This window comes from Rahnella sp. ChDrAdgB13 (genome assembly GCF_017655185.1).
In the GTDB taxonomy this organism is placed as follows: Bacteria; Pseudomonadota; Gammaproteobacteria; order Enterobacterales; family Enterobacteriaceae; genus Rahnella; species Rahnella contaminans.
Window position 1 is genome coordinate 1 of sequence record NZ_JAEMGT010000111.1, and the last position, 2,319, is coordinate 2,319.

Genomic DNA, 2,319 nt, shown 5'->3' on the forward strand with positions numbered 1-2,319 from the left:
CTTAACCTTCACTTCAGCGTCAGGGAAGGTACCATGCACACGCTTGGTCAGTTCAGCCAGGATCAGCGCATTAGCGTTCGGCACACCGGCCATATTTCTTGTGTCGTAAATCAGCTCAACAAACATGAAAACTCTCCACATGGGTTATACTGGTTTTTTATACAGCTCTTGTGGGGCGTCTTTCAATATTTAGTTTTTGTCTTCGTCAGCCCTAAGCACAACCACGATCCGCACCATCCCTTCTTTTACGCCTGAATACCCTATGTTCACCACTTAGAATCAATGAGTTGCGCGAATTATACGCCGCTCCTTAACAAGTTCTCTATGCAATTGAACCTACTTTCGAGACACATGAACCCACCCTAGGTCGGTTCAAAATTAAAAATATTAGTCATAATTATCAATATATTAAGCGCGTGAACCGACTGAACCTACCGAACCGACCACTTTCTGGTTATATATAGGGAATTTTTAACGGACACGAATCCATAATCAAGTGTAAAATTGCTGGTTAAAATTCGTACAACGGCACTTCTTTGAATACTGGGTGTTCATTGAAGCAAGTATATCTTATCAATGCATGGCAATTTCGTATCTCTCACCACATAAAGTTTAAGCAAAAACATTTGGGGGTATCATTGGGGGTATGTGCATTTTTTTTTGTTAAATAAATTATTATTTATCAAGTTGATGTTGTTTTAATTCTGCTCCTGTAGGGCGTACCATTCAAAAACAACCACTTAGCATAAAAATCCTCGTTTTATTATATTCACCACAGGTCAGGTTACGGGTCAGGTAGAGTTTTTTGCGCCTCCCATAAATTCCCTTCCCGCACGAATCGCCACAAATCCCACTTATTTTTCTGTGCTTACTAAATAAGTGAGTTTTGTGCTCATGCTGTCCCTGTAACTATTCAGGGATAGAGTTCCGGTTAGCGTTGAGCCATCGCATACAAGGGCAGGTTGCATTGCCGGAATAAGTGAATCACCGAAATGAATGAACGCCATTGGTGAGCGCCGTTGTATCCCCTCACATGCAGGTTTCGGCGCATAGCATCCACCCCAGCGCGGGCGATGCCTGCTGCCAATTCATCGTCTGACACATTGTTACCGTCTGTGGCTTGTGCGATGCGTTGCCCTTCGTCAACCAGTGACGGCGCGGAGCTCATGAGGCGAACGGCAAGCGTAGCCAGAACCGCAAACGGGGTATCTTTCAGGGGGGGTGAATTCAGGCGTTCAAAGACGCGCCCCATTACTCCGCCCTCTGCAACATACAGGCTTGTTTCCTCCTGCATGGCACGGGCTCGACTGGCTGCGGCCTGCGAATTCTTGAATGCTGCGTATCGTGAATATTGCTGAACCGTGGGTAACGTATTCGGGGGGCAGACTCCCTCAGTCCGCATTTCGATTAGGTGGGCTTTTGCCTCAGCACTTAACAAAACTTCTTTTCGTTGTGTGCGGGCGTCTTCCTGTTCCATCTGTTTAGGCTTTGCACCTACCAGAATGTTAGCCCTCTTACGGGCATTCTCTCTGACTTTGCGAGCGGCTTTGCTCATTGCTCAATCACTGCAATTCTGTGGACTTATCCTGTCCAAAAACTATACGGAAAATATATCTACGGTGATGCCAGACGGTGCCAATAACAGCCATTCCTAAGCAACGGGAGGAAGCACGGCACGAACAAGGTTAAGGAATAATCCCAACCTGTCCGCGCTTTCAAGTGCCTTACCTTAAGTTTCCGGTTAGGTTTTCACTTGCCCAGCCCCAGAATGCCGTCTGTGCGTGGGTCAAGGGTCTGATTGGAACCTGACATTGCTCTGCCGCGCCCCCCTTGCTTCTCTCTCTCCCATTGCCTACACGCAAACTCAATCGCAACGGCGGCAACCCTTGGTGTGGTAAGCGGCGGGGAAAGCCGGTTCTACGACATCACCAGTTTGCAAATCGGGAAAAGTGCCGGAACGGTCGCCGCGGCAAATATCGCTATTGGTTACAGCGAATCGGCAACCTGTGACGTGAGCAATATCAGCATTACGGTGACGCCATGAGTAAATACACCGATCTTACTACCAATTACCACAGCCTAAAGCCGCTTTTCGTTGACCATATTGACCTGATTACCCGACCGCTGAGCGATGCCGGAAACGCAATAACTGCGTTTATTACCGAATTAGATATCGATGAAGCGATCGGCGTGCAGCTGGATATTCTCGGCAAATGGATTGGCAGAACGCGAGTTGTTAGACAGCCCATATCTGGCATTTATTTTTCCTTTGACACGGATAGTTTGGGATTCGATCAGGGTGTGTGGCAAGGGCCATAT

General features: G+C 47.5%; 3 protein-coding genes and 1 pseudogene. 2 read left to right on the forward strand and 2 right to left on the reverse strand.

Annotated features, from left to right (window positions below):
- Together J8X26_RS27765 and J8X26_RS23140 are read right to left on the reverse strand one after the other, a co-directional pair.
- Positions 1 to 126: pseudogene (locus tag J8X26_RS27765) on the reverse strand (DinI family protein); the annotation flags it as partial.
- An 805-nt stretch (positions 127 to 931) separates the two neighbouring features.
- Positions 932 to 1,555: a hypothetical protein gene (locus tag J8X26_RS23140; protein ID WP_152325069.1), complete on the reverse strand. Its 624-nt coding sequence runs from the start codon at positions 1,553 to 1,555 to the stop codon at positions 932 to 934.
- A gap of 336 nt (positions 1,556 to 1,891) precedes the next feature.
- Between J8X26_RS23140 and J8X26_RS23145 the strand changes: the two genes are divergently transcribed.
- Together J8X26_RS23145 and J8X26_RS23150 are read left to right on the forward strand one after the other, a co-directional pair.
- Entirely contained in the window at positions 1,892 to 2,044 is a 153-nt protein-coding gene (locus J8X26_RS23145) for a hypothetical protein (RefSeq protein WP_193333114.1), read from the forward strand.
- On the forward strand, positions 2,041 to 2,319 hold a 279-nt coding region (locus J8X26_RS23150), incomplete at its 3' end, for a DUF2612 domain-containing protein (RefSeq protein ID WP_208952055.1). The genes J8X26_RS23145 and J8X26_RS23150, both read left to right, overlap by 4 nt.

Excerpts from the sequence above, each read along its gene's own strand:
- J8X26_RS23140 (WP_152325069.1), bottom strand. The coding sequence starts at position 1,555 with ATGAGCAAAGCCGCTCGCAAAGTCAGAGAGAATGCCCGTAAGAGGGCT.